Below are 26,921 nucleotides of genomic sequence, written 5' to 3'. Positions count from 1 at the left end.
AAAAAAGCTGGCATTCGACCGGTGTGGATGGTAAGTGGTTGTACTAAAAAGAGATTTGCCTCCGTCGAGGGGCGAACCTGGTGAGAATGTGTCTATGAAAACAGGTCTGTACCATCCCGAAGAATTCAAGGACAACTGTGGCTTTGGCCTGATCGCCCATATGACGGGCGAGCCAAGTCACCACCTCCTGCAAACGGCCATGCAAGCGCTGACCTGCATGACCCACCGCGGCGGCATCAACGCTGACGGCAAGACCGGTGACGGTTGTGGCTTGCTCATGCAAAAGCCCGATCAGTTCCTGCGTGCCATGGCCAAAGAGCACTTTGCTGCCGAACTGCCCAAGCAGTACGCCGTCGGCATGGTGTTCTTCAACCAGGACCCGATCAAAGCCGAAGCTGCGCGGGCCAACATGGACCGCGAAATCATCGCGGCCGGCCTGCAGCTGATCGGCTGGCGCAAGGTGCCAATCGATACCAGCGTGCTGGGTCGTCTGGCCCTCGAGCGCCTGCCGCAGATCGAACAGGTGTTCATCGGTGGTGAAGGCCTGAGCGATCAGGACATCGCGATCAAGCTGTTCAGTGCCCGTCGCCGTTCGTCCGTGGCCAACGCCCACGACAGCGATCACTACATCTGCAGCTTCTCGCACAAGACCATCATCTACAAAGGCCTGATGATGCCGGCGGACCTCGCCGCATTCTTCCCGGACCTGGGTGACGAGCGCCTGCAGACCGCGATCTGCGTGTTCCACCAGCGCTTCTCGACCAATACCTTGCCGAAATGGCCGTTGGCGCAGCCGTTCCGCTTCCTCGCCCACAACGGCGAGATCAACACCATCACCGGCAACCGCAACTGGGCCATGGCCCGGCGCACCAAGTTCGCCAACGACCTGATCCCCGACCTCGAAGAGCTCGGCCCACTGGTCAACCGGGTCGGCTCCGACTCATCGAGCATGGACAACATGCTGGAGCTGATGGTTACCGGCGGCATCGACCTGTTCCGCGGCGTGCGCATGCTGGTACCGCCAGCCTGGCAGAACGTCGAGACCATGGACGCCGACCTGCGTGCCTTCTACGAATACAACTCCATGCACATGGAGCCGTGGGACGGCCCGGCCGGTATCGTCATGACCGAAGGTCGCCATGCGGTCTGCCTGCTCGACCGCAACGGCCTGCGCCCGGCGCGTTGGGTCACCACCCGCAATGGCTACATCACCATCGCCTCGGAAATCGGCGTATGGGGCTACCAGCCGGAAGACGTGGTTGCCAAAGGCCGCGTGGGCCCTGGGCAGATCTTTGCCGTGGACACCGAAACCGGGCAGATCCTCGATACCGACGCCATCGACAACCGCCTCAAGTCGCGCCATCCGTACAAGCGCTGGTTGCGCCAGCATGCCACGCGCATCCAGGCCACCCTGAGCGACGACCAGGGCGCGGCCAGCTACGACGCTGACCAGCTCAAACAGTTCATGAAGATGTTCCAGGTCACCTTCGAAGAGCGTGACCAGGTGCTGCGTCCGCTCGGCGAACAGGGCCAGGAAGCGGTCGGCTCGATGGGCGATGACACGCCGATGGCCGTGCTGTCGCAGCGCGTGCGTTCGCCGTACGACTTCTTCCGCCAGCAGTTCGCTCAGGTGACCAACCCGCCGATCGACCCGCTGCGCGAAGCGATCGTGATGTCGCTGGAAATCTGCCTCGGCGCCGAGCGCAACATCTTCCAGGAATCGCCTGAGCACGCCTCGCGCGTGATCCTCAGCTCGCCAGTGATCTCCCCGGCCAAGTGGCGTTCGCTGATGAACCTCGAGCGCGAAGGCTTCGAGCGGCAGCTGATCGACCTCAACTACGAAGAAAGCCTGGGCCTGGAAGCGGCCATCCGCAACATCGCCGATCAGGCTGAAGAAGCGGTGCGCAGCGGCAAGACCCAGCTGGTGCTGAGCGACCGCTTCATCGCCCCGGGCAAGCTGCCGGTGCATGCCTCGCTGGCAGTTGGCGCGGTGCATCACCGCCTGACCGAGCAGGGCCTGCGTTGCGACAGCAACATCCTGGTCGAGACCGCAACCGCGCGTGACCCGCATCACTTCGCTGTGCTGCTCGGCTTCGGCGCCTCGGCGGTGTACCCGTACCTGGCCTACGAAGTGCTGGCCGACCTGATCCGCACCGGTGAAGTGCTGGGCGATCTGGATGAAGTGTTCAAGTACTACCGCAAAGGCATCTCCAAAGGCCTGCTCAAGATCCTGTCGAAGATGGGCATCTCGACCATCACTTCGTACCGCGGTGCGCAGTTGTTCGAAGCCATCGGCCTGTCCGACGAAGTAGTCGGCCTGAGCTTCAAGGGCGTACCGAGCCGCATCAAAGGTGCCCGCTTTGTCGACCTCGAAGGCGATCAGAAGCTGCTCGCCGCCGAAGCCTGGAGCGCGCGCAAGCCGATCCAGCAAGGTGGCTTGCTCAAGTTCGTCCACGGTGGCGAATACCATGCCTACAACCCGGATGTGGTCAACACCCTGCAGGCAGCCGTGCAGCAGGGCGACTACGCCAAGTTCAAGGAATACACCGCGCTGGTCGACAAGCGTCCGGTGTCGATGATCCGTGACCTGCTCAAGGTCAAGGTTGCCGAGCAGCCGCTGGCGATCGACCAGGTTGAGCCGCTGGAGGCCATCCTCAAGCGCTTCGACTCGGCCGGCATCTCGCTCGGCGCGCTGTCGCCCGAGGCCCATGAAGCACTGGCCGAAGCAATGAACCGCCTGGGCGCGCGCTCCAACTCCGGTGAGGGCGGCGAAGACCCGGCCCGTTACGGCACGATCAAGAGCTCGAAAATCAAACAGGTGGCCACCGGCCGCTTTGGCGTCACCCCGGAATACCTGGTCAATGCCGAAGTGCTGCAGATCAAGGTCGCGCAGGGCGCCAAACCGGGCGAGGGCGGCCAGCTGCCTGGCGGCAAGGTCAACGGCCTGATCGCCAAGCTGCGCTATGCAGTGCCTGGCGTAACCCTGATCTCGCCACCGCCGCACCATGACATCTACTCGATCGAAGACCTCGCGCAGCTGATCTACGACCTCAAGCAGGTCAATCCGCAAGCGCTGGTTTCGGTCAAGCTGGTAGCAGAAGCCGGTGTCGGTACCATCGCGGCCGGCGTGGCCAAGGCCTATGCCGACCTGATCACCATCTCTGGCTACGACGGCGGCACCGGCGCTTCGCCGCTGACTTCGATCAAGTACGCCGGTGCACCGTGGGAACTGGGCCTGGCGGAAACCCACCAGACCCTGCGCGGCAACGACCTGCGCGGCAAGGTCCGAGTGCAGACCGACGGCGGCCTGAAAACCGGCCTCGACGTGATCAAGGCGGCCATTCTCGGCGCCGAAAGCTTTGGCTTCGGTACCGCGCCAATGATCGCCCTGGGTTGCAAATACCTGCGTATCTGCCACCTGAACAACTGCGCCACCGGTGTAGCCACGCAGAACGAAAAGCTGCGCAAGGACCACTACATCGGCACCGTCGACATGGTGATCAACTTCTTCACCTTCGTTGCCGAAGAAACCCGCGAGTGGCTGGCCAAACTGGGCGTTAGCAGCCTCGGCGAGCTGATCGGGCGCACCGACCTGCTCGAAGTGCTGCCGGGCGACACCGAGCGTCAGCAGTATCTGGACCTCAGCCCGCTGCTGGGCAGCTCGCACATCCCGGCCGACAAGCCGCAGTTCTGCGAAGTCGACAAGAACCCGCCGTTCGACAAGGGCGAGCTGGCCGAGAAGATGGTCGAGATGGCCTTGCCGGCGATCCGCGATCAGGCCGGTGGCGAGTTCGACCTCGACATCTGCAACTGCGACCGTTCGATTGGTGCGCGTATCTCTGGTGAAATCGCCAAGCTGTACGGCAACCAGGGCATGGCCGCCAAGCCGATCACCTTCCGCTTCAAGGGCACTGCCGGGCAGAGCTTTGGCGTGTGGAACGCCGGTGGCCTCAACCTGCACCTGCAGGGCGACGCCAACGACTACGTCGGCAAGGGCATGACCGGTGGCAAGGTGACCATCGTGCCGCCTGCTGGCAGCCCGTTCAAAACCCAGGAAAGCGCTATCGTCGGCAACACCTGCCTGTATGGCGCCACCGGCGGCAAGCTGTTCGCTGCCGGTACTGCCGGTGAGCGCTTCGCGGTACGTAACTCGGGCGCCCATGCGGTGGTCGAGGGTACTGGCGATCACTGCTGTGAATACATGACCGGCGGCTTTGTCTGCGTATTGGGCAAGACCGGTTACAACTTCGGCTCTGGCATGACTGGCGGCTTCGCCTACGTGCTCGACATGGACAACAGCTTCTTCGACAAGCTCAACCACGAACTGGTGGAAATCCAGCGCATCAGTGGTGAAGCCATGGAAGCCTACCGTAGCCATCTGGCGCGGGTCCTTACCGAGTACGTCGAGGAGACTGGCAGCGAGTGGGGGCGTGAGCTCTCGGAAAACCTGGACGACTATGTGCGCCGCTTCTGGCTGGTCAAGCCAAAGGCTGCGACGCTCAAGCAGTTGTTGTCCAGCACCCGTGCCAACCCGCAGTAAAAGCAGCTGCAAGTGGCAAGCCCCAAGCTGCGGTCAAAAGCAGCATGGGGTGTTGCCCGGCTTACGTGATTGTCTTGCGGCGTGCAGCTAACGGCTCGCAGCTGCTGTGAAGAGGTATTGAAAATGGCTGAACGTCTGAACAACGACTTCCAGTTCATCGAAGTTGGGCGCAAAGACCCGAAGAAAAAACTGCTGCGCCAGCGCAAGAAGGAGTTCGTCGAGATCTACGAACCGTTCAAGCCGCAGCAGTCTGTCGATCAGGCGCACCGCTGCCTGGGTTGCGGCAACCCGTATTGCGAGTGGAAGTGCCCGGTACACAACTTCATCCCCAACTGGTTGAAGCTGGTATCCGAAGGCAACATCCTCGCGGCCGCCGAACTGTCGCACCAGACCAACACCCTGCCGGAAGTGTGCGGCCGGGTCTGCCCGCAGGATCGTCTGTGTGAAGGTGCCTGCACCCTCAACGACGGCTTTGGTGCGGTGACCATCGGCTCTGTCGAGAAGTACATCACCGACACCGCCTTCGCCATGGGCTGGCGCCCGGACATGTCCAAGGTCAAACCGACCGGCAAGCGGGTTGCCATCATTGGTGCTGGCCCGGCTGGGCTAGGCTGCGCCGACGTGCTGGTGCGCGCTGGGGTAACCCCGGTGGTGTTCGACCGCAACCCGGAAATCGGCGGTCTGCTGACCTTCGGCATCCCTGAGTTCAAGCTGGAAAAGACCGTGCTGAGCAATCGCCGCGAAGTCTTCACCGGCATGGGGATCGAGTTCCGCCTGAACACCGAAGTGGGCAAGGACATCACCCTCGAGCAGTTGCTGGCCGAGTACGATGCCGTGTTCATGGGCATGGGTACCTACACCTACATGAAGGGCGGCTTCCCCGGTGAAGACCTGCCAGGCGTGCACGATGCGCTGGACTTCCTGATCGCCAACGTCAACCGCAACCTGGGCTTTGAAAAGTCGCCGGAAGACTTCGTCGACATGGCTGGCAAGAAGGTCGTGGTGCTCGGCGGTGGTGACACCGCGATGGACTGCAACCGGACTTCGATCCGCCAGGGCGCCAAGTCGGTCAGCTGCGCCTACCGTCGTGACGAAGCGAACATGCCGGGCTCGCGCAAAGAGGTGAAGAACGCCAAGGAAGAGGGCGTGAAGTTCCTCTACAACCGCCAGCCCATCGCGATTGTCGGTGAAGACAAGGTCGAAGGCGTCAAGGTGGTCGAGACCCGTCTCGGTGAGCCAGACGCCCGTGGCCGCCGCAGCCCTGAGCCGATTCCGGGTTCCGAAGAGATCCTGCCGGCAGATGCGGTGGTGATCGCCTTTGGTTTCCGCCCAAGCCCGGCGCCGTGGTTCGAGCAGTTCGACATCCAGACCGATAGCCAGGGCCGGGTGATTGCTCCGGAGCAGGCGCGCTTCAAGCACCAGACCAGCAACCCGAAAGTGTTTGCTGGCGGGGATATGGTGAGGGGTTCGGATCTGGTGGTGACTGCGATCTTTGAAGGCCGTACTGCGGCTGAGGGGATTCTGGATTATCTCGAGGTCTGACTGATCGCCGGGGCTGCAAAGCAGCCCCATTCCCGCCATCTTGTATACAAAATCGTTTGACCCAAGACACCCAATAGACAAAACGCATGGCCTTGGCCGTGCCTTTTGTGCTGGCGTCTGAGAAAATGCCCGCACTTTTTTTCCGGATGCCGACATGACTGCCCTGAAGAACGACCGTTTCCTGCGTGCACTGCTCAAGCAACCCGTAGACGTCACGCCCGTCTGGATGATGCGCCAGGCCGGCCGTTACCTGCCGGAGTACCGCGCCAGCCGTGCTCAGGCCGGCGACTTCATGAGCCTGTGCAAGAACCCGCAGTTCGCCTGCGAGGTGACCATGCAGCCGCTCGATCGTTACCCACTGGACGCGGCGATCCTGTTCTCGGACATCCTCACCATCCCTGATGCCATGGGCCAGGGCCTGTACTTCGAGACCGGCGAAGGCCCGCGTTTCAAGAAGGTGGTCAGCACCCTCGCCGATATCGAGGCGCTGCCGATCCCTGATCCGCACAAGGACCTTGGCTATGTGATGGATGCGGTCAGCACCATCCGCCGTGAGCTCAATGGGCGCGTGCCGTTGATCGGTTTCTCCGGTAGCCCGTGGACGTTGGCCACCTACATGGTCGAAGGCGGCTCGTCGAAAGACTTCCGCAAGAGCAAGGCCATGCTCTATGACAATCCGCAGGCGATGCACCTGCTGTTGGACAAGCTGGCTCAGTCGGTTACCAGCTACCTCAACGGGCAGATTCAGGCTGGTGCGCAGGCGGTGCAGATCTTCGATACCTGGGGTGGCAACCTGTCGGCGGCGGCGTATCAGGAGTTCTCACTGGCTTACATGCGCAAGATCATCAGCGGGCTGATCCGTGAGCATGATGGGCGCAAGGTGCCGGTCATTGTGTTTACCAAGAATGGTGGCATGTGGCTGGAGAGCATTGCTGATTGTGGCGCTGATGCACTGGGTCTGGACTGGACCTGCGAGATCGGCGATGCCCGCCGCCGTGTCGGCGACAAGGTTGCCCTGCAGGGCAACATGGACCCGACCGTGCTGTACGCCAAGCCTGCGGCGATTCGTCAGGAGGTCGGGCGCATCCTGGCAAGCTATGGCAAAGGCACTGGCCACGTGTTCAACCTTGGCCATGGCATCACGCCTGAGGTTGATCCGGAACATGCGGGTGCGTTCATCAACGCCGTGCATGACCTGTCGGCGCAATACCATCAGTGATCAGTCGCTGAATAAAAACCCGGCCATGTGCCTGACGCTGTTTACCTAAGAATGCCGGGGCTGCTGCGCAGCCCATCGCGACACCAGGCCGCTCCCACAATGCCCGCGCTTGCCCGTTAAATAGCGCCTTACGCGATCGGCGTGGGAGCGGCCTTGTGTCGCGATGGGCCGCAAAGCGGCCCCCATGCAGGCGATGTAGAGCTTAAGTGAACACCATTAGGCCATGTGCCGGGTTTATATTGCGTTAAGCTTAAATTCAGCGATCATCGTTAATCTGGTCCCATCTCAACCGATACAGGACTTGATCACCATGAAAGCTCGCTACCTCGCTCTGATCCTTGCCCCACTGTTCAGCACTGCTGCTCTGGCCACCACCTACACCGGCCCAGGCGCGCAGCCGGTTACCACCGTGGCCGCTGCCAACGATGCGGCTGACGACACTCGTGTGGTCCTGCAGGGCTTCGTTACCAAGAAGCTGGATAACGACGACAAGTTCGAGTTCAAGGACAACACCGGCACCATCAAGGTTGAAATCGACGATGAAGACATGCCTGCAGCTGGCTTCAACGACAAGACCAAGGTCAAGCTGACCGGTGAAGTGGAAAAAAACCTGATGAGCCGTGAAGTGGATGTCGACCTGGTCGAAATCATCAACTGATCGATGACTTCAAAGCGACCGCGTGCAGCCTTTGGCTTCACGCGGTTTTTGGTGCTAGCCGGCTCAGGTGCAGCGCCACCAGCAAGGCCACGGCCAGCAGGCTACCGATGAACAGGCCGATGCCGTTCCAACCGGCCATGTGCCAGAACACCCCGCCCGCGGTACCCGCCACACTCGACCCTGCGTAGTAACTGAACAGATACAGCGAGGACGCCTGGCCCTTGGCTTTCAAGGCGCGCCGGCCGATCCAGCTGCTGGCCACCGAGTGCGCGCCGAAGAAGCCGAAGGTGAACACCAGCATGCCGATGATGATCATCGCCAGCGGGCTGGCCAGGGTCATCAGCATGCCGCCGGCCATCACCACGATGCTTGCCCAGAACACCTTGCGCCGGCCCAGCCGGTCGGCCAGGGCGCCGACCTGGGCGGAGCTGTAGATGCCCGACAGGTAGACAATCGACAGCAGCCCGACCAGTGCCTGGTTCATGTGATAAGGCTCGGCCAACAAGCGGTAGCCGATGTAGTTGAACAGGGTAACGAATGCACCCATCAGCAAAAATGCTTCGAGGAACAGCCAGGGTAGGCCGGCGTCGCGAAAGTGCATGACAAAGCCGTTGAGCAGGCTGCGAGGGTTCAGCGTCTGCGGGCGGAAGTTGCGCGACTCGGGCAGTACCTTCCAGAACACCACTGCTGCCACCAGCGCCAGGCCGCCGATGCACAGCATCGCTGTGTGCCAGCTGACGAAGTCGATCAGCACGCCACTGATCAGCCGCCCGCACATGCCGCCAATGGCGTTGCCGCCGATGTACAAGCCCATCGCCAGGCCAATGTGCTGTGGGTGGATCTCTTCGCTCAGGTAGGTCATCGCCACCGCCGCCAGCCCGCTCAGCGACAGGCCGACCAGCGCGCGGGTCGCCAGCACCAGCTCCCAACTTGGCATCACCGCGCTGGCCAGGGTCGACAGGGCGGCGCAGACCAAGGCGAATACCATCACCGGCTTGCGGCCGATGCGGTCGGAGATCGGCCCGGTAATCAGCAGGCCGATGGCAAGCATGGCGGTGGCTACCGACAGCACCAGACTGCTCTGCGCAGCGTTGATGGCAAACTCCTGCGACAGCAGCGGCATCATCGGCTGTACGCAGTAGAGCAGGGCAAAGGTGGCAAAGCCGCCGCTGAATAGCGCCAGCACTGTTTTCATGAACGCCGGGCTGCCTTTTTCGATCCAGATATCCGGCAGCGGGGCGGCTTCGATCACGTGGGGCATTGCAGCAGTTTTCACGACGGGTCCCTCAAAAGCGCTGGCCGATGTTGCCAATTGGAAAAATCATATAGCTGGCTAATGATTAGATCCAATATATTGTTCGACCTGTTTAAGACGTTTAACGACTCGTTCGGAGCAGCTATGGAATTGCGTCATCTGCGTTACTTCATTGCCGTGGCCGAGGAGCTGCACTTCGGCCGGGCTGCACAGCAGCTAGGCATCTCCCAGCCGCCGCTGAGCCAGCAGATTCAGGCGCTGGAGCATGAGTTGGGGGCGCGTTTGTTCGAGCGCACCAATCGTCGGGTCGAGCTGAGCGAGGCCGGGCGCTTGTTCCTCGAGGAGGCGCGGCAGGTGCTGGCACAGGTTGATAAAGCTGCCGACGTCGCCCGCCGTGCGCAGTTGGGTGAGCTCGGCGAGATGAAGATCGGCTTCACTTCTTCAGCGCCCTTCACCTCGAAGATCCCCAAGGCGATCCATGCGTTCCGTCAGCGCTACCCGGCGGTGCACCTGAGTTTGAAGGAGATGAGCAGCCGGGATGTTGCGGCGGCGGTGTTCGATGAATCGATCGAAGTTGGCCTGATGCGGCCGATGCCGTTGCCCGACGGCCTGCAGGTCACCGAGCTGTTCCGTGAGCCGCTGGTGGCAGTGCTGAATGCTTCGCACCCCTTGGTTGCCGCCAGTGAACAAGGGTTACACATGGCTGATCTGGCCCGTGAACCGTTCGTGTTCTTCCCGCGCAGTTACGGCAGTGGTTTGCATGCACAGTTGCTGGCGCTGGCCCGCCAGGCAGGCTTCAGCCCGCATTTTGCCCAGGAGGTTGGCGAGGCGATGACGATTATCGGCCTGGTTTCGGCAGGTCTCGGCGTCTCGGTGCTGCCAGCCTCGTACCAGCGCATGCGCATCGATGGCGTGGTCTATCGAACGGTGCTGGATGAAGGGGCGGATACTGCCGTGTGGCTGGTCCAGCGCCAGGCTGGCAGCTCGGTGATGGCCAAGGCGTTTGCCGACCTGCTGATCGGCAACGCCTGATGGCGGCGGTTTAGTCGACGCGAGCCAGGTCGCCTTTCAGTGCGACGCCTGCGATCACGGCGCCGGCGTGGCACTCGTAGGTGCTGGCATCTTTGCGCTCGTTCTTCTTGTAGTAGCTGGCGATGTTGGTCACTGCGTTGGCATTGGCCCGGCGCGCAGCGTCCTGCAGGGTCAGCAGGGCCGACTGCAAGGCCCACTCACAGGCACCCTGGTCGGTCTTGTTGAAGGCATTGGTCTTCTTGTTGGTGACCGCGCCGGGCTGGATCACGCTGACCTTGCCGCGCGGCTGTACACCGGCCAAATAGAACTTCACCGAACCGTCGAGTTTCTTTTCGGCGAGCATTTGCTGGACGACCTTGTCGAAGGGCAGGTACAGCGCGGTATCGCGTGCCTGGCTGATGCCGGGCAGGGCGCAGAGCAGCAGGGCGGTGGTGGCAGTCCAGGTCTTCAGGCGCATCGGATCGTTCCTCGATCGGGGTGTGTTCAGGGCCAGCGGCGGAATATCAACGAAGTGTTGACGCCGCCGAAAGCGAAGTTGTTGTTCATCACATGCTGGTTGCTCATCCTGCGAAACTCGCCGCGCAGGTAGTCCAGCTCGCCGCAGCGGGGATCGATTTCATCCAGGTTGAGGGTGTGCGCATACAGGTCGCTGTTCATCATCTCGATGCTGAACCACGACTCCAGCGCGCCGCAGGCGCCGAGGGTGTGGCCGAGAAAACTCTTCTGCGAACTGATCGGCATGTGCGGGCCAAACAGGCTGCTGGTGGCCAGTGTTTCGGCAATGTCGCCCTGTTCGGTAGCGGTACCGTGGCCGTTGACGTAGCCGATGGCCTCTGGCGCCAGAGCAGCGTCCTCCAGGGCCAGCTCCATGGCCCGGCGCATCGTGCTCTGCTCGGGGCGGGTGGTGTGCTGGCCATCGGCATTGCTACCAAAGCCGACGATCTCGGCGTGGATGCGCGCACCGCGGGCCAGGGCGTGCTCGAGCTCTTCGAGCACCAGCATGCCGCCGCCTTCGCCGATCACCAGGCCGTCGCGACCATTGTCGTAAGGACGTGGGCTCAGCTGCGGGGTGTCGTTTTTCAGGCTGGTGGCGTACAGCGCATCGAACACCATCGCCTCGGTCGGACAGAGCTCTTCGGCGCCGCCGGCGAGCATCATCGGCAAGCGCCCGAACTTGATCGCTTCATAGGCATAACCAATGCCCTGGCTGCCGCTGGTGCAGGCGCTGGAGGTGGGGATCAGGCGCCCGGTCAGGCCGAAAAAGATGCTGATATTGGCAGCAGTGGTGTGCGGCATCATACGCACGTAGGAGTTGGCGTTGAGGCCATCGGCTACCGAGTTGAGCAGCATGTTGCCGAATGCCTTGATCTCGTCGGTGCTGCCGGTCGACGAGCCGCAGGCCACGCCCATGCGGCCGTCGCGGATGATTGGATCATCGAGCAGGCCGGCATCGGCCAGCGCCTGCTCGGCCGCAGCCACGGCCAGGCGCGATACCCGGCCCATACTGCGCAACTGCTTGCGGGTCCAGTGGCCGGGCACCTTGAAATCGTCGATCGGGCCAGCAAGACGCGTGTTCAACTCGCTGAAGCGATCCCATTCAGCCATGCGCCGGATACCGCTGCGCTGGTTGGCGAAGTGGCCGGCGATGGTCGCCCAGTCGCTGCCCAGGGAGGTGATGCCGGCCATGCCGGTGACGACTACGCGACGCATCAGCACAACCCTCCGTTGACCGCCAGCACCTGGCGGGTGATGTAGGCGGCTTCCGCCGACATCAGGAAATTGACCACGCCGGCGACTTCCTCGGGCGTGCCCATGCGTCCGGCAGGAATCATCTTCATCAGCTCGTCGACCGGCACGTGCTCATCGAGCATGGCGGTGTCGATCAGCCCTGGGGCGACGCAGTTGACGGTGATCTGACGTTTGCCCAGCTCGATCGCCAGCGCCTTGGCCGCGCCGATCACGCCGGCCTTGGAGGCACTGTAATTGACCTGGCCGCGGTTGCCGATCAACCCCGAAACCGAGGTGATGCAGACGATCCGGCCCGGTTTGCGACGGCGGATCATGGGCATGCTCAGCGGATGCAGAACGTTGTAGAAACCGTCCAGGTTGGTCCGCAGGACCTGGTCCCAGTCAGCGTCGGTCAGCGCCGGGAAGGCGCCATCGCGGGTCAGGCCGGCGTTGCAGACCACGCCATAGTAGGCGCCGTTGGTCTCCACATCCTGTTCGAGGATGGCCCGGCAGGCTTCGCGGTCGGCTACGTCGAACTGCAGCACCCGGGCCTGTTGACCCATGGCGTGGATTTCGCCGGCAACGCCATCGGCTTCGGCACGGCCACTGCGGCAATGCAGCACCAGGTCATAACCGGCACGCGCCAGGCGCAGGGCGATCGCTCGGCCGATGCCGCGGCTCGACCCGGTGACCAGGATGGTATCAGTCATGGCAAGGTTCCTCAGGGGCCGCTTCGGTCAGGTAACCAGCGACCTGTGGCGGGCGATAGACATTCAGGCGGGCGCTGGCATGCAGCCCCGGACCGCGCAGGTGACACTCGAACACACCCATGCCGTTGTCGTCTTCCAGCGAGCGCAGGGCGTGGATGTGCAACTCGGCGCCGGCAGGGAAGTGTTCGACATCACATTGGTAGTTGCGCGTGCCGAGGAGAAACCCCAGCTCCACCGGCCGGCCATCGCGACGGGCGCGGCAACCGGCATAGGCGGCAACGCTCTGCGCCATCAGCTCCAGGCCGAGCCAGGCCGGCAGGCTGCCGTCGGCGCGGTTGAACAGGCCGCCAGGGCGCACTGTGCTGCGGGTGTGGATCTGCTCGTCGTCGCAGCTGTCGACCTGATCGATCAGGATCATGTCGCCGGCATGCGGCAGCAGTTCGGCCAGAGGCCAGGCAATCATGGGGTGTCTCCAACAATCAGGCTGACATTGTTGCCGCCGAAGGCGAACGAGTTGCTCATTATCCGGCGTGGCCGCGCCGCATGCATCCGCTGCGTGCCGTCGACCAGGTTCAGGGCAGGCAGGCGCGGGTCGGCCTGGCCGTCCCAGACATGCGGTGGCAACTGGCCGTGCGGGTTGTGCTCACTCAGGCTCAGCCAGCAGAAGGCGGCTTCCAGCGCGCCGGCGGCGCCTAGGGTGTGGCCGGTCATCGGTTTGGTCGACGAGCAGGCCAGCTGCGCGCCGAACAGGCCGTGCACCGCCAGGCTTTCCATGGCGTCGTTGTGCTCGGTGGCGGTGCCGTGCAGGTTCAGGTAGTCGATCTGTTCGGGCGCAAGGCCGGCGTTGTTCAAGGCCAGGGCCATGGTTTGCCGCGCGCCGGCGCCGCTCGGGTCAGGCGCTGAAATATGGTAGGCATCGCTGCTGGCGCCAGCGCCGAGCAGGGCCAGTGAAGGACCATCGGTATTACGCTCTGCGGTCATCAGAAACAGCGCAGCCGCTTCGCCGATATTGATCCCGTCACGGTTCTGCGAGAACGGATTGCAGCGTGCCTGGCTGATCGCCTCAAGGGAGTTGAAGCCGTTCAGGGTCAGGCCACAAAGGCTGTCGACGCCGCCGCACAGCACCGCATCGCAGACGCCCAGCTCGAGCAGGCGCCGGGCGCTGAGCAAGGCCCGCCCGCTGGAGGTGCAGGCGGTGGAAATCACATAGGCCGGGCCGCTCAGTTGCAGCCAGTCGGCAAGGAACTCTGCCGGCGCGCTGAGGGCTTGCTGGTCGTAGCGATAGTCCGGCGGAAACTGCCCGCTCTGGCGCTGCTGGGCGATGGCTGCGCTGCCCTCGGCAATCCCCGAGGTGCTGGTGCCGAGCACCACCGCGATACGCTGCGCGCCGAACCGGGCGATAGCCTGGCGGATTGCCGGCTCGATCTGCATAGCGGCGCTGTAGAGCAATTGATTGTTGCGGCTGTGCTGCGTTGGCAGCGGCACCGCCGGCAGCTCAGCTTGCACCGCGCCGACGGTCGGACAGCGCTCCGGGATCCACCCAGGTTGGGCCTGCATGCCCGAACAGTCACCGGCAAACAGGCGTGCGGCGACCTCAGCCTGGCCACGGCCGAGGGCGCAGGTCAGGCCCAGCGCATTCAGGTAGGCGGTCATGGCAGGCGCTCGCTGGGTAGGGGGTCGACTAGATAACGCAGGCCGTGGGCCAGTTTCAAGTCAAAAGCGCCCGGCTGCCGATAGCTGACCTGCCAACGCTCGCCCAACCAGCGCTGCTGGCCTTGTTCGCGGGCATCCGGGTAGAGCTGCGCCAGTTGCTCGGAGGGGGTCAGAGCAAACAGCAGCGCGGCAAACAGCTCGCGTGCCGGCGGATTGGGTGGCAACAGGCCGTCGGCCTGCCAGTGTTGACCATCGAACAACTGGCGTGCCTGGGGGATACCCAGCAGATCGAGTAGCGACCAGCGCAGTTGGCCGTTCTCGGCCTGCACCACGAGCATCCAGTCCTGGCGCTCGCCGGCCTGCTCGCGCTGCACGTGCAACTGCTGGGGCAACTGCAACTGCGGCATCTGCGCGGGCAGCGGCGCGCGGCTGCTGCAGGCGGCCAGCACCAGGCACAGCGTCGCCAGCAGCAGCGCCCTCATGGCTGCACCAGCGGCTTGCGGGCGACCACATTGACCAGGGTTTCTTCGCGCTGGCCTGGCGCGGGCGGCTTGCGCAGGCGCAGCCGTTCGAGCAGGCCGAAGTCCTTGGCGCGGCTCCACCACAGGTACGGGTAGGAGACATTGCGCGCCGTGAAGGCAAAGCCCTGTTCGCGCAGCATCTGCAGATAACCCTCGGCACTCTTCTGTACATGCATTGGGTGGCGGAACAGCCAGCGGATCACCCAGGTGTCGATATAGGCTTCGGTGGATTCGGCGAACAGCAGATAACCACCAGGCTTAAGCACCCGCCAGAACTCGGCGAGGGCCTGGTCCTGTTCCACCAGATGGTGGAAGGTCTGATGGCAGAAGACGATATCGACGCTGGCGTCTGCCAGTTGCAGTTGGGCGCAGTCGCTGCCCAGCAGCTCGACCGTAAGGCCCTGGCGCGTAGCTTCGGCGCCGCTTAGTTGCAGGCTGTGCGGGTCGGCATCGATACCGATCAATCGGCCGGGCGCAAACACTCGCTGCAGATGCTTGAACGATTTGCCCTGTCCGCAGCCGGCATCGAGCAGCACCGGCGCCGCTGGCAGCGGGCTGTCGAACAACTGGCGCAGGTCGTCGATCGCCACCCGTAGTACGTGATGCTGCCAGGTGTGGCTGCGCAGGAACCAGAAACCAAAGCGAGTTTCTTCGACATAGCTGGCGCTGAGGAACGGGGGCTGACTCATGCCTGGCCCCTCGCGCAAAGCGCCGCCAGCGTCGCCAGCCGGCGCCGTGGTTCAGCCACGAACGGGTTGCGCTCATCCCAGGCGTAGCCAGCCAGAATCGAGCTGATCATGGCGCGAATCTGCGGCGAGCTGCCGGGGTGATAGATCACGTCCTGAAAGCTGCCGTCATACCAACCCTCGACATAGGCGCGGAAGGTATCCACCCCACGTTTGAGCGGCTCGGCAAACTCCCGCTGCCAGTCGACCGCTTCGCCGCGCAACTGGCGGTCGAGCAGGGCGGCAGCCATGCTGGCCGAGCGCATGGCAATGGTGACTCCGGACGAAAATACCGGGTCGAGAAACTCTGCGGCGTTGCCGAGCAGGGCAAAGCCGTTGCCATGCAGGGTTTTGACATTGGCCGAGTAGCCGCCGATGGTCCGCGCCGGGGTGTCCCACACGGCGTTGGCCAAGACCTTGGCCAGGCTTGGCGTCTGCGCCACGAAATGTTGCAGGCAGGCGTCCAGGTCGGTCGGCGCTGCAGCAAAGCGCTCGGCGGCCGCGACGACACCCAGCGACGCGCGACCGTCGCTGAACGGGATGGTCCAGAACCAGATGTCGCGGTATTCCGGGTGGGTGGTGATAAGGATCTTGTTGCGGTCGAAGCCGGGCAGATCGATGCGGTCTTCGATGTGGGTGAATACTGCCTGGCGCACCGGGAAATTCGACGGTGCTTCCAGGTCGAGCAGGCGCGGCAACACGCGGCCATAGCCGCTGGCATCGAGGACGAAGTCGGCCTGCACTTCGTATTCGCTGGCGTCTGGCCGGCGTGCGCGCAGGCGTGGCTGCGCAGCGCTCATGTCGACGCTGATGATCTCGTGCTCGTAGCGGATTTCCACGCCCTGGGCCTCGGCCTGGTCGGCCAGCAGCTTGTCGAACCGCGCCCGTTGGACCTGGAAGGTGCTCGGCCGGCCCTGGCTGAAGGTTTCGCCGAAATCAAACGCACTGTACTCATCACCCCAGGCAAAGGCGGCGCCGTCCTTGTACTGGAAACCCGCCGCTTCGAGCGCTTCGAGCATGCCGGCTTCTTCGACAAAGTCGATGCAGTGCGACAGCAGGCTTTCGCCAATGGAGAAGCGCGGGAAGCGCTGGCGCTCGATGATCAGCACGTCGTGGCCACGGCGCTTGAGCAACGCGGCAGCGATGGCGCCCGAGGGGCCAGCGCCAATGACCACGACCTGGTGGTGTTGCAGTTCACAGTTCGGCATGTGGCCTCCTTGGCGGTGTGAGGGAAGTCTGCGGGATGCGATGCAGGCCGGCGAAGGCAGGCATGAGGGTAGCGATCAGGCTCATCAGCATCAGCGCGAAGTACAACGCCGGGCTGATCAGCTGCTGGGTCAGCAACAGATTGAGAAAAACGATTTCGCTGAGACCGCGGATGTTCAGCAGCAGGCTCTCGCGCCACTTGCTGGCGCCGGCGAACGAGGCGGTCGCCCAGCTCAAACCGAGCCAGTTACCGAGCAGCTTGCTCAGGATCGGCAGCACCAGCAGCGCCAGCAGCTGGCTGGCGTCGAAGCCTGCGAAGGCATGCTGCAGGTCGATCTGGACCACGCCGTAGGTGAGGATCAGCGGCACGGCCAGGCCTTGTTGCAGGCGGCGGTTGCTGGCGTCTGGCAGCGGCAGGCGTAGCTGCAGGCCAAGCACGCGCAAGCAGGCCAGGTAGCCAACGCCGAAGATCAGCGCGTTGAGCCGGTAGTGCTCGGCGGCAACCAGCAGTAGCAGGAACACCAGGCCGTATAGACGGGGCGCGCGCAGGCCCAGCCCTCGCAGCACTACCGGCGTCAGCGCCGCCAGCGCCGGCACGGCCAGGCTGCTCGGCTGCAGGCTGCCCTGGCCCATGCCGAGCAACAGCCAGCAGGCCAGGTCGATGACGATCGCGGCCTGCAGCAGGCGCTGGCTGGCGGCTGGCGGGTAGTCGATGGCGCGCAGGTACAGGTACAGCACTGGGATTGCGGTGATGGCGAACACCAGGCCCATGGCCAGGGCGCTGACCCCGCTCAGTTCAAGCAGCCACAGCGCGCAGGCCAGGCCGCAGGCAAACGGCACGGCGAAGCTGGGCAGGGCGATCTTCAATGCTTGCGGGTCGAGGCGCAGCTGCGCGACGTCAGCAAGAATGTGTCCCAGCAACAGGGCAAAGCTGCAGCCGTAGAGGGTCTTCAGCCAGCTCGGGGCGATCAGCTGGGCGCCGTCAAGCTGCCAGTGCGGTTGTACCCACAACAGCATCAGCAGCGGCAGCACCAGCGCGGCCAACAGCAGCTGGCTGACGATAGGGATAAGCCCCAGGCGTTTGCCGAATGCGCTGGCCACGGCAAACAGGGCCAGGGCCATGAGCCAGAACAGGACGATGCTCATGGCTGCACCGCCGGCGTCTCGCGTGCCGCTGCCCACGGCGCCAGCAGGAAACTGAAGATCAACCCGAGGCTGACGGCCATGCCGAAGTTGCTCACCGCAGGCGTCTGCGACAGCGCCAGCAGGCCGAACGACAGCCAGGTGGTCAGAGCCGCCAGCAAGGTGCCGAGCAAGCTCACCGCAGCCCCGCCGATACGCTCGTGCATGAGGATGGCGTAGTCGACGCTGATGGCCGTGACCAGCAGCAGGCCAAACAGGCTGAACAGTGTCAGCGGCTGCCCCAGCCAACCGAGGCTGGCCAGGCTGCATAACGCTGCCAGCAGCGGCAGGGCGACAATGCGCAGCGAACCGCGCAGGCCGAACGGGACTGCCAGCAGCACCAGGATCAGTGCGCAGGACAGCAGCTTGAGCTCGGCGGCGCTGATCTGGGTGGCGGCGAACAGTTGATTGAGTTCGCCGAGCCGGTCGACCAGTTGCACGCCATCCAGGCCGTCGGTCTGCAAGCGCAGCAGGCTGGCATCGCTCAGGCCTTGCAGACTGACGATGGCGGCGACGCCGGTAGCGTCCTGGCCAAGCCAGAGCGGTCGCCAGGCTTCAGCAAGCGGACCGGCGAGGGCGTCTTCGACGCTCAGGGGCGGCAACGTTTGCAGCTGTTGCAGCTGGGTTTGCAGGCCGGCTTGCGGCACACCGAGTTCAACCAGCGGCTGCCAATAGTCGCTCAGGTGGGCCAGCGCCTGCCGGGTTTGTGCCTGCTGCTCAGGGCTGGCGACGATCTGCGAGAGGCTCAGATAACCCTTGAGCTTGCCTAGGTCATGCAGCTCGTCGAGCTTGGCCGACAGCGCCTGCAGGCGCTGGAACAGTTGCTCTTGATCAGCCCCGCGCACCAGGTAGAACTGACTGGTTGGCTGGTAGCCGGTGATGCGTGCGACTGCCTGGGCTTGCTCTTGCAGTTGCGGTGGGCTCGCCACCCATTGGCGGATGTCGTTGCGCGTGTCCAGCTGCCACAGCCCAGCGCCGCAAAACAGCAGCACCAGCACCAGCAGCACTGCGCTGGGCACTCTGCGCAACAGCCGCTCGCGCCAGTCGGTGAGGGCTTGCGCGATGCGTAGCGGCCACTGCGCCGGCTTCAGCTCGACCTGGCCCAGCAATGCCGGCAGCAGGCACACCGCGCACAGGTAGGCGCCGATCAAGCCGGCGGCCGAGAACGCGGCAATCTGGGTCAGGGCCGGAAACGGCGTGAACGCCAGCGCCAGATAACCGATGCAGCTGGTCGCCAGGCTCAGGCTCAGCCCTGGCAGGGTCAGGCGTACCGCCGGCCAACTGCGCCATGGCTTGAGGCTCCAGCTCTTTGACAAGTAATGCAGCGGGTAATCCACCGCTACGCCGATCAGGCTCGAACCGAGTACCAGAGTCATCACGTGCATGTGGCCGAACAGCGCCACGCACACCACCGAGCCGAACAGCATGCCGGTCAGCACCGGCACGAACGCCAGCAGGGCCCGCCAGCGACGAAACGCCAGCAGCAGCAACAACAGAATGCTCAACGTCGCGCCACCGCCGACCCAGGTGATTTCGCGGCTGGCCTGCTGCTGGCCGGCGGCCGCGTACAGCAGGCCACTGGCGGCCAGCAACTGGGCGCCATGCGGTTCGGCCTGGCGGCGGGCGTCAGCCAGCAGCTCGGCCACCTGCAGCGGTAGCTTCATATCGAAGGCAGTACCCAGGGTGCGCGCCCGCAGCAGCACCCACTGGCGGCCATCGGCCTGCGCGATCAAGGCGCCACTGGCCGTGTCCAGTTCGATATTGACGGGTTTCGGCTGGCTGTTCTGAATACGCCCGGTCAAGCCCAGCCAGTCGTCCTGGGCTGGCACCAAGCTGAACCCGGAAAACGGGTCGAACAGGCTCTGCACGCGCTGCTCGATGAATGCCGCAGGCCGTTCGCGCAGCTGCGCGCGGTCAGCTGCCGAGAGCATCGCCACGCGGCCGGCGAGCAACTGCTCGCGGACCGCGCCGAGGTCTGTCTGCAGGCTCCACTGCACGCGCTCGAACAGTCCGCTGGTTCGCCATTGGCCGGCCAGTTGCTCGGCAAGGGCCAGCGCTTGCTGGCGTTCGGCGTGGCCAACCAGCACCAGTACCTCGCGGTTCAGGGGCTCTTGCACGCGCAATTCGGCGCGCTTGACCAGGGCGTCTTCGGTGGCGCCCGGCACCAGCGCCATCAGGTCGGCTGACAGCGGCGCGCCGCGCTGCCATTGCCAGCCGGCGATGGCCAGCATCACCAGCAGCAGGGCGAGAAAGCCGCGCGGCAACCAGCGTTCAATCGACAAAATCGCTGCGCTCCGTGTCGCTGAGGGCGGCAGCGCCATGGCTGTCGGTCATGCGCAGCAGCGTGCTGTCGCCCTGGGTTTCACTGAGCTGAATCTGTTCGACGAACTGCCCGCCGCTGATGTCGATGCGGGTGAAGATCTGTTTGAGCAGCAGCGAACGCGGGGTCAGTTGCAGCTGCCAGTGCGTGGCGTCACCGCTCAGGCTCAGTTCGAAGTCGCGCTTGAGACCGGCACTGTCGCCTTGCAGCACGGCAAAGAACAGCCGGTTCTGCTCGGCGCCGGCACTGGCGCTGGGCAGGCGCTGCCAGCCGCTCGGATCACGCCGGGCAATGCCGTTGGCGTCGATCCGGTAGTCCTGGCGCAGCGGCGTCTGCAACAGCCACAACAAACCATGCTCGCGGGCCAGCACGAACTGGCCCTTGCTCAGCAACGGCTGGGGTAGAGCGCGCAGGTGCTTTTCCTGAATGAACGGGCCTTTGACCACGGCCGGCGCGCTGAGCTGGCGCTGCAGGTCATCAAGGCTGAATGCTTGCGCCAGCGGGCTGAGCAGGCTCAGGGCAAGGGTGAGCAGTGTGCACAGGCGCTTCATGGCAAAACCCTCTGTACGGCGTCGAGCATGACCTGCGGCGAGGCCAGCTGCATTTCGCCGCTGTCGATGTGCACCGCGACCTGCACCGTGCTCGCGCGGGTCATCCGCTCGCCGGTTTCGGCGTCGCTGATCAGGTAATGAATCTTCAAGCGGTTTTCCCACTCGACCAGGCTCGCGCGCACGATCAAGCGCTGGCCGAAGGTGGCGCCGCGGATATAACGCAGCTGCAGGTCGATCACCGGCCAGGCAAAACCGCTCGCCTGCATCTGCACGTAGTTGTGGCCGAGTTGGTCGAGCAGCGCGCAGCGGGCCACTTCCAGATATTTGACATAATGGCCGTGCCAGACCACATGCATGCTGTCGACGTCGAAAAACGGCACCTGCACTTCAGTGTCGACGTGGATCACTCCCGCACTACGCATGCAGCCTCCAGTGACGTTGGCCGATGCGCAGCAGGCAGTGGCGCAGGTCGGCTTCCAGCGCGCGGTCTTCGATCACCGGGACGAACTCGACGAGCAGGGCTTCGTGCATCTGCGCCAGTGCTGGCGGCAGTGCATGGCTTTCTGCCTGGCGGGCACGCAGCCACACGCCCTGGTTCGCCGCCAGCAGGGTCGCAGCGGCAACCTGCTCGGTCAGCTCCAGCACGCGCAGGGCATCGCGCGCAGCGATGGTGCCCATGCTCACCTTGTCCTGGTTGTGGCATTCGGTGGAGCGCGAGAACACGCTGGCCGGCATGGTCAGCTTGAGCGCTTCGGCGGTCCAGGCGCTGGCGCCGATCTGCACGGCCTTGAAGCCATGGTTGATCATCGCCCGCTCGGCCGGGGCGCCCGACAGGTTGCTTGGCAGGCCGTGGTTGTAGCGGGTGTCGACCAGCAGCGCGAGCTGGCGGTCGAGCAGGTCGGCAACGTTCGCCACCAGGGTTTTCAGGCTGTCCATGGCAAAGGCGATATGGCCGCCATAGAAGTGCCCGCCATGCAGTACGCGCTCGGCGTCGCCGTCGATGATCGGGTTGTCGTTGGCGCTGTTCAGCTCGGTTTCGATAAAACCGCGCAGCCAGCCCAGGCTATCGGCCAGCACGCCCAGTACATGCGGCGCGCAGCGCAGCGAGTAACGGTCCTGCAGGCGGTGCAGCGGTGGCAGCGGGGCGTCGATGGCCAGGTCCTGGCGCAACCAGGCGGCGACTTGCGTCTGGCCGGGGTGCGGCTTGGCGGCGAACAGGCGCTCGTCGAAGTGCTCCGGGTTGCCCTGCAGGGCGATCACGTTGAGGGCGGTGATGCGCGTGGCCAGTTGCAGCAGGTAGTCGGCGCGGGAGAAGGCCAGGCAAGCCAGGCCGGTCATCACCGCAGTGCCGTTCATCAATGCCAGTGCCTCTTTGGGGCGCAGCACCAAGGGCTGCCAGCCCAGCTCGCGGTGCACGTCGGCACTACTGCGGCGCTGGCCCTGGTAGCTGACCTCGCGCTCGCCGGACAGGGTCGCGGCGACGTACGACAGCGGCGTCAGGTCGCCGCTGGCGCCGACCGAACCTTCTTCCGGGATCAACGGCAGGATGTCGTGCTCGAGGAACGCGCGCAGGCGCTCCAGCAACTCCAGGCGCACCCCCGACACGCCGTGGCTCAGCGAGCGCAGGCGGGCCGCCAGCACGGCGCGCACCGCCGGTGCTTCGAGCAGGCGGCCCAGGCCGCAGCCATGGAAGGTGTACAGGTGCTGCGGCAGCGCCTCGACATGCTCCAGCGGCACGGCCACCACGCAGGAATCGCCGTAACCGGTAGTGACGCCGTAGATCACCCCTTCCTTGCTCAGCAGGGTGTCGAGAAAGCGCGCGCCACGAGCGATGCGTTCGCGGTAGGCGGCGTCGTCCTGCAAGTGGGCGCTGGCCCGGCGTTCGGCCAGGGCTACAACAGCTTCGATGGCCAGGTGCGACTCACCGAAAGTTACAGGCTCATGCGGATGCATCGTCGTCGGTCTTCCAGAAAGGGTAGAAGTTGAACCACTGCAGCGGCGCTTGGCTGCAGTAGTGCGCCAGGCGTTGCGCATAGCGCGTGGTCCATTCGGCAATCACTTGGTCGCGCTGGCCGCGGCGCCATTGCACACGCTCGGCAAAGGGTTCGAGGGTGACTCGGTAGCGGCCTTGCAGCTTGAGGCAGAACAGCAGGTTGAGCGGGCAGCCAAGGATCCCCGCCAGCAGCCACGGCCCCTGCGGGAATGCGGCGCGGTGGCCGAGGAAATCCACCTCGACGGTGCGCGCGCCATGCAGCGGTACCCGATCACCGGCAATCGCCAGCCATTCGCCGCGCTCGAGCCGTTCGGACAACTGCAGCATCACTGCCGGGTCCAATTCGCTGACCTGAATCAGGCGCAGATTGGTCGCGCCGGCCTCGCCCAGCAGGCGGTTGAAGCGCTCGGCGTGGCGGGTGTGCACCAGCACGTTCATGGTCACCTGCTCGCCCAGTTCGGCCAGCGCCCGGCACACTTCAAGGTTGCCCAAGTGGGCGCCCACCAGCATCTGCCCGCGTTCGCCGCGCAATTGCGTGCGCAGTTGCGCTGGGTCGTCGATTTCGATGTCTTCCAGGCGCAGGCGGCCGTTCCATACGTCGAGCTTGTCCAGCAGGGCGTCGGCGAACGCCATGAACTGGCGGAACACCTGCCACTGGCTCGGCGCCGGTGTCTGTCCGCCGTTGCATGCGCTGAGCCGTTGCTGGTATTGCCAGGCACTGCGCCGGGCGCGGCGGCCGAACAGGAAGAAGTAGCCGACGATGACGTGGATCAGCGGGCTCAGCACGCGCCGGCCAAGCAGCCGTACCAGCGTTGCGGTCAGCTTCATCAGCCAGAAACTGCCGCGCTCCTGATGCTGTGCCCAGTGCCGCGAAGGAGTAGTCATGCGCGCCACCTGCGCCAGACGATCAGCGGTGCGCGTAGCAGCATGCCGAAGAACAGCTTGGCGTGCATTGTCGAGATCAGCGCGTTGTCGTGCACCAGGCGAAAGTGCGACAGGCCGTCCTGCGGATAGTGCACGCGGGTTGGCAGCCAGCGCATCGGCTGGTTGCGCCAGGCCAGGCGCACCAGGATCTCCGGATCGAAATCCATTCGCCGGCCAAGCTTGACGCTGTTGATCAGGGCCAGCGTGGCAGGCAGCGGGTAGACGCGAAAACCGCACATGGAATCGGGAATCTGCAGCGACAGGCTGTTGATCCACACCCATACATGGGTCAGGTAGCGCGCATACAGACGGCCCTTGGGCACGCTGGCGTCGTATTGCGGATAACCACACACCAGTGCCTGTGGATCATTCTGCGAAAGCTCAAGAAAACGGCCGATGTCGCCCAGGTCATGCTGGCCGTCGGCGTCTACTTGCAGCGCATGAGTGAAACCCAGCCGCGCCGCTTCGCGCAGGCCGGCCATCACCGCGCCGCCCTTGCCCTGGTTGACGCTCAGGCTGACCAGATAGATGTCCGTTTGAGTGGCCAGCTGTGCCAGCACTGAGGCGCATGCGGGGCTGCTGGCGTCGTCAACCAGCACGCAGGGCAGCCCGGCGCGCTGCAGGTCGCTGACTACTGCTGGCAGCGCGTGCTCGTGGTTGTATACCGGGATCACTGCGCAAGGCTTATGCATCGACCGTCTCCATCAGAATGCGGCCGCTGGAGCAGGCCTGCCCGGCGCAGGTGTAGGCGAAGTAGAGTTTGCCGCGCTCGCTGTCCCAGCGCAGGCTCAGCAGCACTTCGTCGCCGGGGCGCACCAGTTGCTGGAATTTGAGCACTTCCATGCCGGCAAAGCGGCGCTGGCCCGGCAGTAGTTCGCTGGCCAGGGCAATCGCCCAGTCGACCTGCACCACACCGGGCAGCACCGGCGTTTTCGGGAAGTGCCCGCTGAAGCAGGCCAGGTCCAGCGGCACGTGCAGTGTGAGCAGGTGCTGGTCCTGCTCCTGGCGCTGTTCGAGCAGCTCTGGCTGCATGCTGCGTGAGGCTTGCAGCAGCGCCTGCACCTGGGCCTCGGGCAGCTTGCCCTGGCTGGTCAACGGCAGCTGGCGCAGCAGTCGCCAGCGCCGCGGCAGGGCGACCGCTTCGCAATGATCGGCCAAGTGCCGTCGCAGGCCTTCGATCAACGCGCGTCGGCCCTGATTGCGCAGGGCGTGCAGGCCGCTGGCCGACAACACCAGCAAGGCGCCGAGGTAGGCGCGGCCCTGTTCGAGCATGCCCAGCCGCGCTTCGCTGACCCAGGCATGGCTGCACAGCGCTTGTTCGAGCAGGGGCAGCGACACACGTTTTTCTTCCAGCTTGACGATCCGGTCGAGCCGGCCGAGCAGGCGCAGGCGCCCGTCGGTGCTGAACTGGACCGCATCGGCCGTTTGCTCGACATGCCCGACGGGCAGGTAGGGTGAGGCAATGCGCAGGGCGCCGTGCGCGTCCTGGCTCAGTTGCACCTCGGCAAAGGGCTGCCACAGGGTGTCGCCCTGACGCCAGGCGATACCGCCGGTTTCAGAGCTGCCGAAGATCTCGGTCGGCCATTGGCCGAGCAACTGCTGCAGGCGCTGGCCGGCTTCGGCGGGCAGGGCGCCGCCGGAGGTGAACACCCGGCGCACGTGGCCCAGCGCTGGCCAGTCGAGGTTGTCACCCATACGTTTGAGCAGGGCCGGGCTGGCCACCCAGGCGAAGTCTGCATGTTCACGGCTGGCCCGTTGCAGGTCTTCGGGGAACGGCAGTTGGCGGCGCTCGAAGCCGCGCCCCGCGCACAGTGGCCAGAGCACGCGGAACAGCAGGCCATAGATGTGCTGGGTGGCGACGCTGCCAATGATCCAGGCATCGCCCAGGCTGGCGCCCCACAGTGCCTGCAGCGCGCTGACTTCATTGGCCAGTTGGCTCAGCTGCTTGTCGATGCGCTTGGGCTCGCCGCTGGAGCCGGAGGTGCACAGGCTGATCGAGCAGGTGTGCGGGTCGAGGTCGGCTGCCGGCAGTGGCTCACCGAGCAGGCTGAGCAATGAATGATCGCCGGCCTGGTCGCTGAGCCACAGGTCGACCTGCTCGCTCCAGCGCGCCCGCGTGGCGGCTTGCAGATCGGCTGGCAGCAACACGGTGACGCCAGCGCGCCAGGCGCCGAGCAGGGCGATCGCCAGCTCGGCGGCGTCTTCCAGGTGCACCGCCAGGCGCTGCACGCCGCGCTGCTGCAGGCCACCGGCGAGGCGCAAGGCTTGGGTGCACAGCTCGGCGTGGTCGAGCGCCGGCGCCTGGGTCACCTGGCGCGGCGCATCCAGCGGGCGCAGCAGGTGGTGAAGATTGATCCAGTTCATGGGCGTCCTCGCACACGTTGTCTTGTCAGCCATTCGCCAGCGAACAGCAGGCCCATCGCGATATAGGCGATCAGGCCGTTGTACAGGGTCCACCAGCTCAGTGGCGCCCACAGGGTCAGGCCCGCTGCGATCAGCCCGTTAAGCAGAAAGAACAGGCACCACACCTGCGTCACCCGGCGGGTGTACTCCACCGCGCGCGCTGGCAAATCAGGCTCTTGCAGGCGTGCCAGGCGCTCGGCCATGGGCATGCCGTGGAGCAGGCTGGAGCCGAACAGGCCGAGCATGAAGGTGCTGATCAGCACCGGGTACCAGCGCAGCAGTTGGGCACTGTCGCTCAGCCCGAGCAGGGCGCAGAAGGCCAACGCCAGCGCGGCCATGCACAGGCTGGCGGGGCGGCGCGGCGCGCTCAAGGCGCGGGCCAGCCACAGGCCACCCAGCAGCAGGGCGAACTGCCACGGGGCAAAGTGCGCCAGGCCGAAATGCACGGCAAACGGGTACAGCACCCCAGCCACGACCAGACCGAGGCCGATCAGGCGTTTCATGCGGCCGGGTTGACCAGGCGGAACACCGCTTCGACCACATCATTGACGGTGCGCACGGCCTTGAACTCTTCGGCGGCGATTTTCTTGCCGGTCTGGCGCTTGATGTGGTCGATCAGGTCGATCGCATCGATGCTGTCGATTTCCAGGTCCTGATACAGGTTGGCGTCCAGGGTTACGCGCTCTGGCTCCAGCTCGAACAGCTCGACCAGCGCATCGCGCAAAATATTGAAGATGTCTTCGCGGGTTTGCATGTGAG

Annotated in this window: 23 protein-coding genes and 1 pseudogene; 5 read left to right on the top strand and 19 right to left on the bottom strand. The window is 64.6% G+C overall.

Annotated elements, in window-relative coordinates; all coding sequences use genetic code 11:
- Positions 1-94 precede the first annotated feature (94 nt).
- The 4 genes from gltB to ACIOAU_RS09325 all read left to right on the top strand — a co-directional run bounded on the left by gltB (position 95) and on the right by ACIOAU_RS09325 (position 7,959).
- The gene (gene gltB / locus ACIOAU_RS09340) at positions 95-4,540 is read left to right on the top strand and encodes a glutamate synthase large subunit (RefSeq protein ID WP_401181509.1); all 4,446 of its coding nucleotides are present in this window, start codon (positions 95-97) and stop codon (positions 4,538-4,540) included.
- A gap of 123 nt (positions 4,541-4,663) precedes the next feature.
- Entirely contained in the window at positions 4,664-6,082 is a 1,419-nt protein-coding gene (locus ACIOAU_RS09335) for an FAD-dependent oxidoreductase (protein WP_101315523.1), read from the top strand.
- 154 nt (positions 6,083-6,236) lie between these two features.
- Positions 6,237-7,301: a uroporphyrinogen decarboxylase gene (gene hemE / locus ACIOAU_RS09330; protein ID WP_101315525.1), complete on the top strand. Its 1,065-nt coding sequence runs from the start codon at positions 6,237-6,239 to the stop codon at positions 7,299-7,301.
- 310 nt (positions 7,302-7,611) lie between these two features.
- Positions 7,612-7,959, top strand: coding sequence for a YgiW/YdeI family stress tolerance OB fold protein (locus tag ACIOAU_RS09325; RefSeq protein WP_101315527.1), 348 nt, complete (start codon positions 7,612-7,614; stop codon positions 7,957-7,959).
- A gap of 37 nt (positions 7,960-7,996) precedes the next feature.
- Here ACIOAU_RS09325 and ACIOAU_RS09320 read toward each other — a convergent pair.
- Positions 7,997-9,297 (bottom strand): annotated as a pseudogene (locus tag ACIOAU_RS09320) (MFS transporter).
- Between the two features lie 61 nt (positions 9,298-9,358).
- Between ACIOAU_RS09320 and ACIOAU_RS09315 the strand changes: the two are divergent.
- Positions 9,359-10,246: a LysR family transcriptional regulator gene (locus tag ACIOAU_RS09315; protein ID WP_101315531.1), complete on the top strand. Its 888-nt coding sequence runs from the start codon at positions 9,359-9,361 to the stop codon at positions 10,244-10,246.
- Positions 10,247-10,256: 10 nt separating this feature from the next.
- Here the strand turns inward: ACIOAU_RS09315 and ACIOAU_RS09310 are convergent, their stop codons facing one another.
- The 18 genes from ACIOAU_RS09310 to ACIOAU_RS09225 are packed head-to-tail and all read right to left on the bottom strand — an operon-like array spanning position 10,257 to position 26,916.
- Entirely contained in the window at positions 10,257-10,703 is a 447-nt protein-coding gene (locus ACIOAU_RS09310; RefSeq protein ID WP_101315533.1) for an excinuclease, read from the bottom strand.
- Between the two features lie 26 nt (positions 10,704-10,729).
- On the bottom strand, positions 10,730-11,956 hold the full coding sequence (locus tag ACIOAU_RS09305) for a beta-ketoacyl-ACP synthase (protein WP_101315535.1): 1,227 nt from the start codon (positions 11,954-11,956) through the stop codon (positions 10,730-10,732).
- Complete coding sequence (gene fabG / locus ACIOAU_RS09300) at positions 11,956-12,684, bottom strand: 3-oxoacyl-ACP reductase FabG (RefSeq protein ID WP_401181502.1); 729 nt, start codon at positions 12,682-12,684, stop codon at positions 11,956-11,958. Before fabG ends, ACIOAU_RS09305 begins: the two co-directional genes overlap by 1 nt.
- Complete coding sequence (locus ACIOAU_RS09295) at positions 12,677-13,147, bottom strand: hotdog family protein (RefSeq protein ID WP_150570366.1); 471 nt, start codon at positions 13,145-13,147, stop codon at positions 12,677-12,679. The genes fabG and ACIOAU_RS09295 overlap by 8 nt, the downstream gene beginning before the upstream one ends.
- Positions 13,144-14,337, bottom strand: a complete 1,194-nt coding sequence (locus tag ACIOAU_RS09290; RefSeq protein WP_181088363.1) for a beta-ketoacyl-[acyl-carrier-protein] synthase family protein — start codon at positions 14,335-14,337, stop codon at positions 13,144-13,146. Before ACIOAU_RS09290 ends, ACIOAU_RS09295 begins: the two co-directional genes overlap by 4 nt.
- Positions 14,334-14,819, bottom strand: a complete 486-nt coding sequence (locus ACIOAU_RS09285) for a hypothetical protein (RefSeq protein ID WP_103435707.1) — start codon at positions 14,817-14,819, stop codon at positions 14,334-14,336. The genes ACIOAU_RS09290 and ACIOAU_RS09285 overlap by 4 nt, the downstream gene beginning before the upstream one ends.
- On the bottom strand, positions 14,816-15,547 hold the full coding sequence (locus ACIOAU_RS09280; protein WP_150573360.1) for a class I SAM-dependent methyltransferase: 732 nt from the start codon (positions 15,545-15,547) through the stop codon (positions 14,816-14,818). Before ACIOAU_RS09280 ends, ACIOAU_RS09285 begins: the two co-directional genes overlap by 4 nt.
- Positions 15,544-16,791 carry an NAD(P)/FAD-dependent oxidoreductase gene (locus ACIOAU_RS09275; protein WP_401181496.1) on the bottom strand — a complete coding sequence of 416 codons (1,248 nt, stop codon included), beginning with the start codon at positions 16,789-16,791 and terminating at the stop codon, positions 15,544-15,546. The genes ACIOAU_RS09280 and ACIOAU_RS09275 overlap by 4 nt, the downstream gene beginning before the upstream one ends.
- On the bottom strand, positions 16,778-17,935 hold the full coding sequence (locus ACIOAU_RS09270) for a sodium:proton antiporter (RefSeq protein ID WP_259074615.1): 1,158 nt from the start codon (positions 17,933-17,935) through the stop codon (positions 16,778-16,780). Before ACIOAU_RS09270 ends, ACIOAU_RS09275 begins: the two co-directional genes overlap by 14 nt.
- Complete coding sequence (locus ACIOAU_RS09265; RefSeq protein ID WP_401181494.1) at positions 17,932-20,292, bottom strand: MMPL family transporter; 2,361 nt, start codon at positions 20,290-20,292, stop codon at positions 17,932-17,934. Before ACIOAU_RS09265 ends, ACIOAU_RS09270 begins: the two co-directional genes overlap by 4 nt.
- Positions 20,243-20,842, bottom strand: a complete 600-nt coding sequence (locus ACIOAU_RS09260; RefSeq protein WP_150570359.1) for an outer membrane lipoprotein carrier protein LolA — start codon at positions 20,840-20,842, stop codon at positions 20,243-20,245. Before ACIOAU_RS09260 ends, ACIOAU_RS09265 begins: the two co-directional genes overlap by 50 nt.
- Positions 20,839-21,264: an acyl-CoA thioesterase gene (locus ACIOAU_RS09255; protein WP_401181490.1), complete on the bottom strand. Its 426-nt coding sequence runs from the start codon at positions 21,262-21,264 to the stop codon at positions 20,839-20,841. The genes ACIOAU_RS09260 and ACIOAU_RS09255 overlap by 4 nt, the downstream gene beginning before the upstream one ends.
- A complete protein-coding gene (gene hutH / locus ACIOAU_RS09250) occupies positions 21,257-22,795 on the bottom strand; it encodes a histidine ammonia-lyase (protein WP_259074609.1) in 1,539 nt (512 codons plus the stop codon). The genes ACIOAU_RS09255 and hutH overlap by 8 nt, the downstream gene beginning before the upstream one ends.
- Complete coding sequence (locus ACIOAU_RS09245; RefSeq protein ID WP_312387336.1) at positions 22,782-23,720, bottom strand: glycosyl transferase; 939 nt, start codon at positions 23,718-23,720, stop codon at positions 22,782-22,784. Before ACIOAU_RS09245 ends, hutH begins: the two co-directional genes overlap by 14 nt.
- Positions 23,717-24,451 carry a glycosyltransferase family 2 protein gene (locus ACIOAU_RS09240; protein WP_181088373.1) on the bottom strand — a complete coding sequence of 245 codons (735 nt, stop codon included), beginning with the start codon at positions 24,449-24,451 and terminating at the stop codon, positions 23,717-23,719. Before ACIOAU_RS09240 ends, ACIOAU_RS09245 begins: the two co-directional genes overlap by 4 nt.
- Positions 24,444-26,123: an AMP-binding protein gene (locus ACIOAU_RS09235; RefSeq protein ID WP_401181485.1), complete on the bottom strand. Its 1,680-nt coding sequence runs from the start codon at positions 26,121-26,123 to the stop codon at positions 24,444-24,446. The genes ACIOAU_RS09240 and ACIOAU_RS09235 overlap by 8 nt, the downstream gene beginning before the upstream one ends.
- Entirely contained in the window at positions 26,120-26,665 is a 546-nt protein-coding gene (locus tag ACIOAU_RS09230; protein ID WP_188035164.1) for a hypothetical protein, read from the bottom strand. The genes ACIOAU_RS09235 and ACIOAU_RS09230 overlap by 4 nt, the downstream gene beginning before the upstream one ends.
- Positions 26,662-26,916, bottom strand: coding sequence for an acyl carrier protein (locus ACIOAU_RS09225; protein WP_101315566.1), 255 nt, complete (start codon positions 26,914-26,916; stop codon positions 26,662-26,664). The genes ACIOAU_RS09230 and ACIOAU_RS09225 overlap by 4 nt, the downstream gene beginning before the upstream one ends.
- Between the last annotated feature and the right edge of the window lie 5 nt (positions 26,917-26,921).

The organism is Pseudomonas sp. NPDC088322, from assembly GCF_044740745.1.
Classification (GTDB): Bacteria; Pseudomonadota; Gammaproteobacteria; order Pseudomonadales; family Pseudomonadaceae; genus Aquipseudomonas; species Aquipseudomonas shirazensis.
This window is presented reverse-complemented; position numbering and strand designations above follow the sequence as displayed.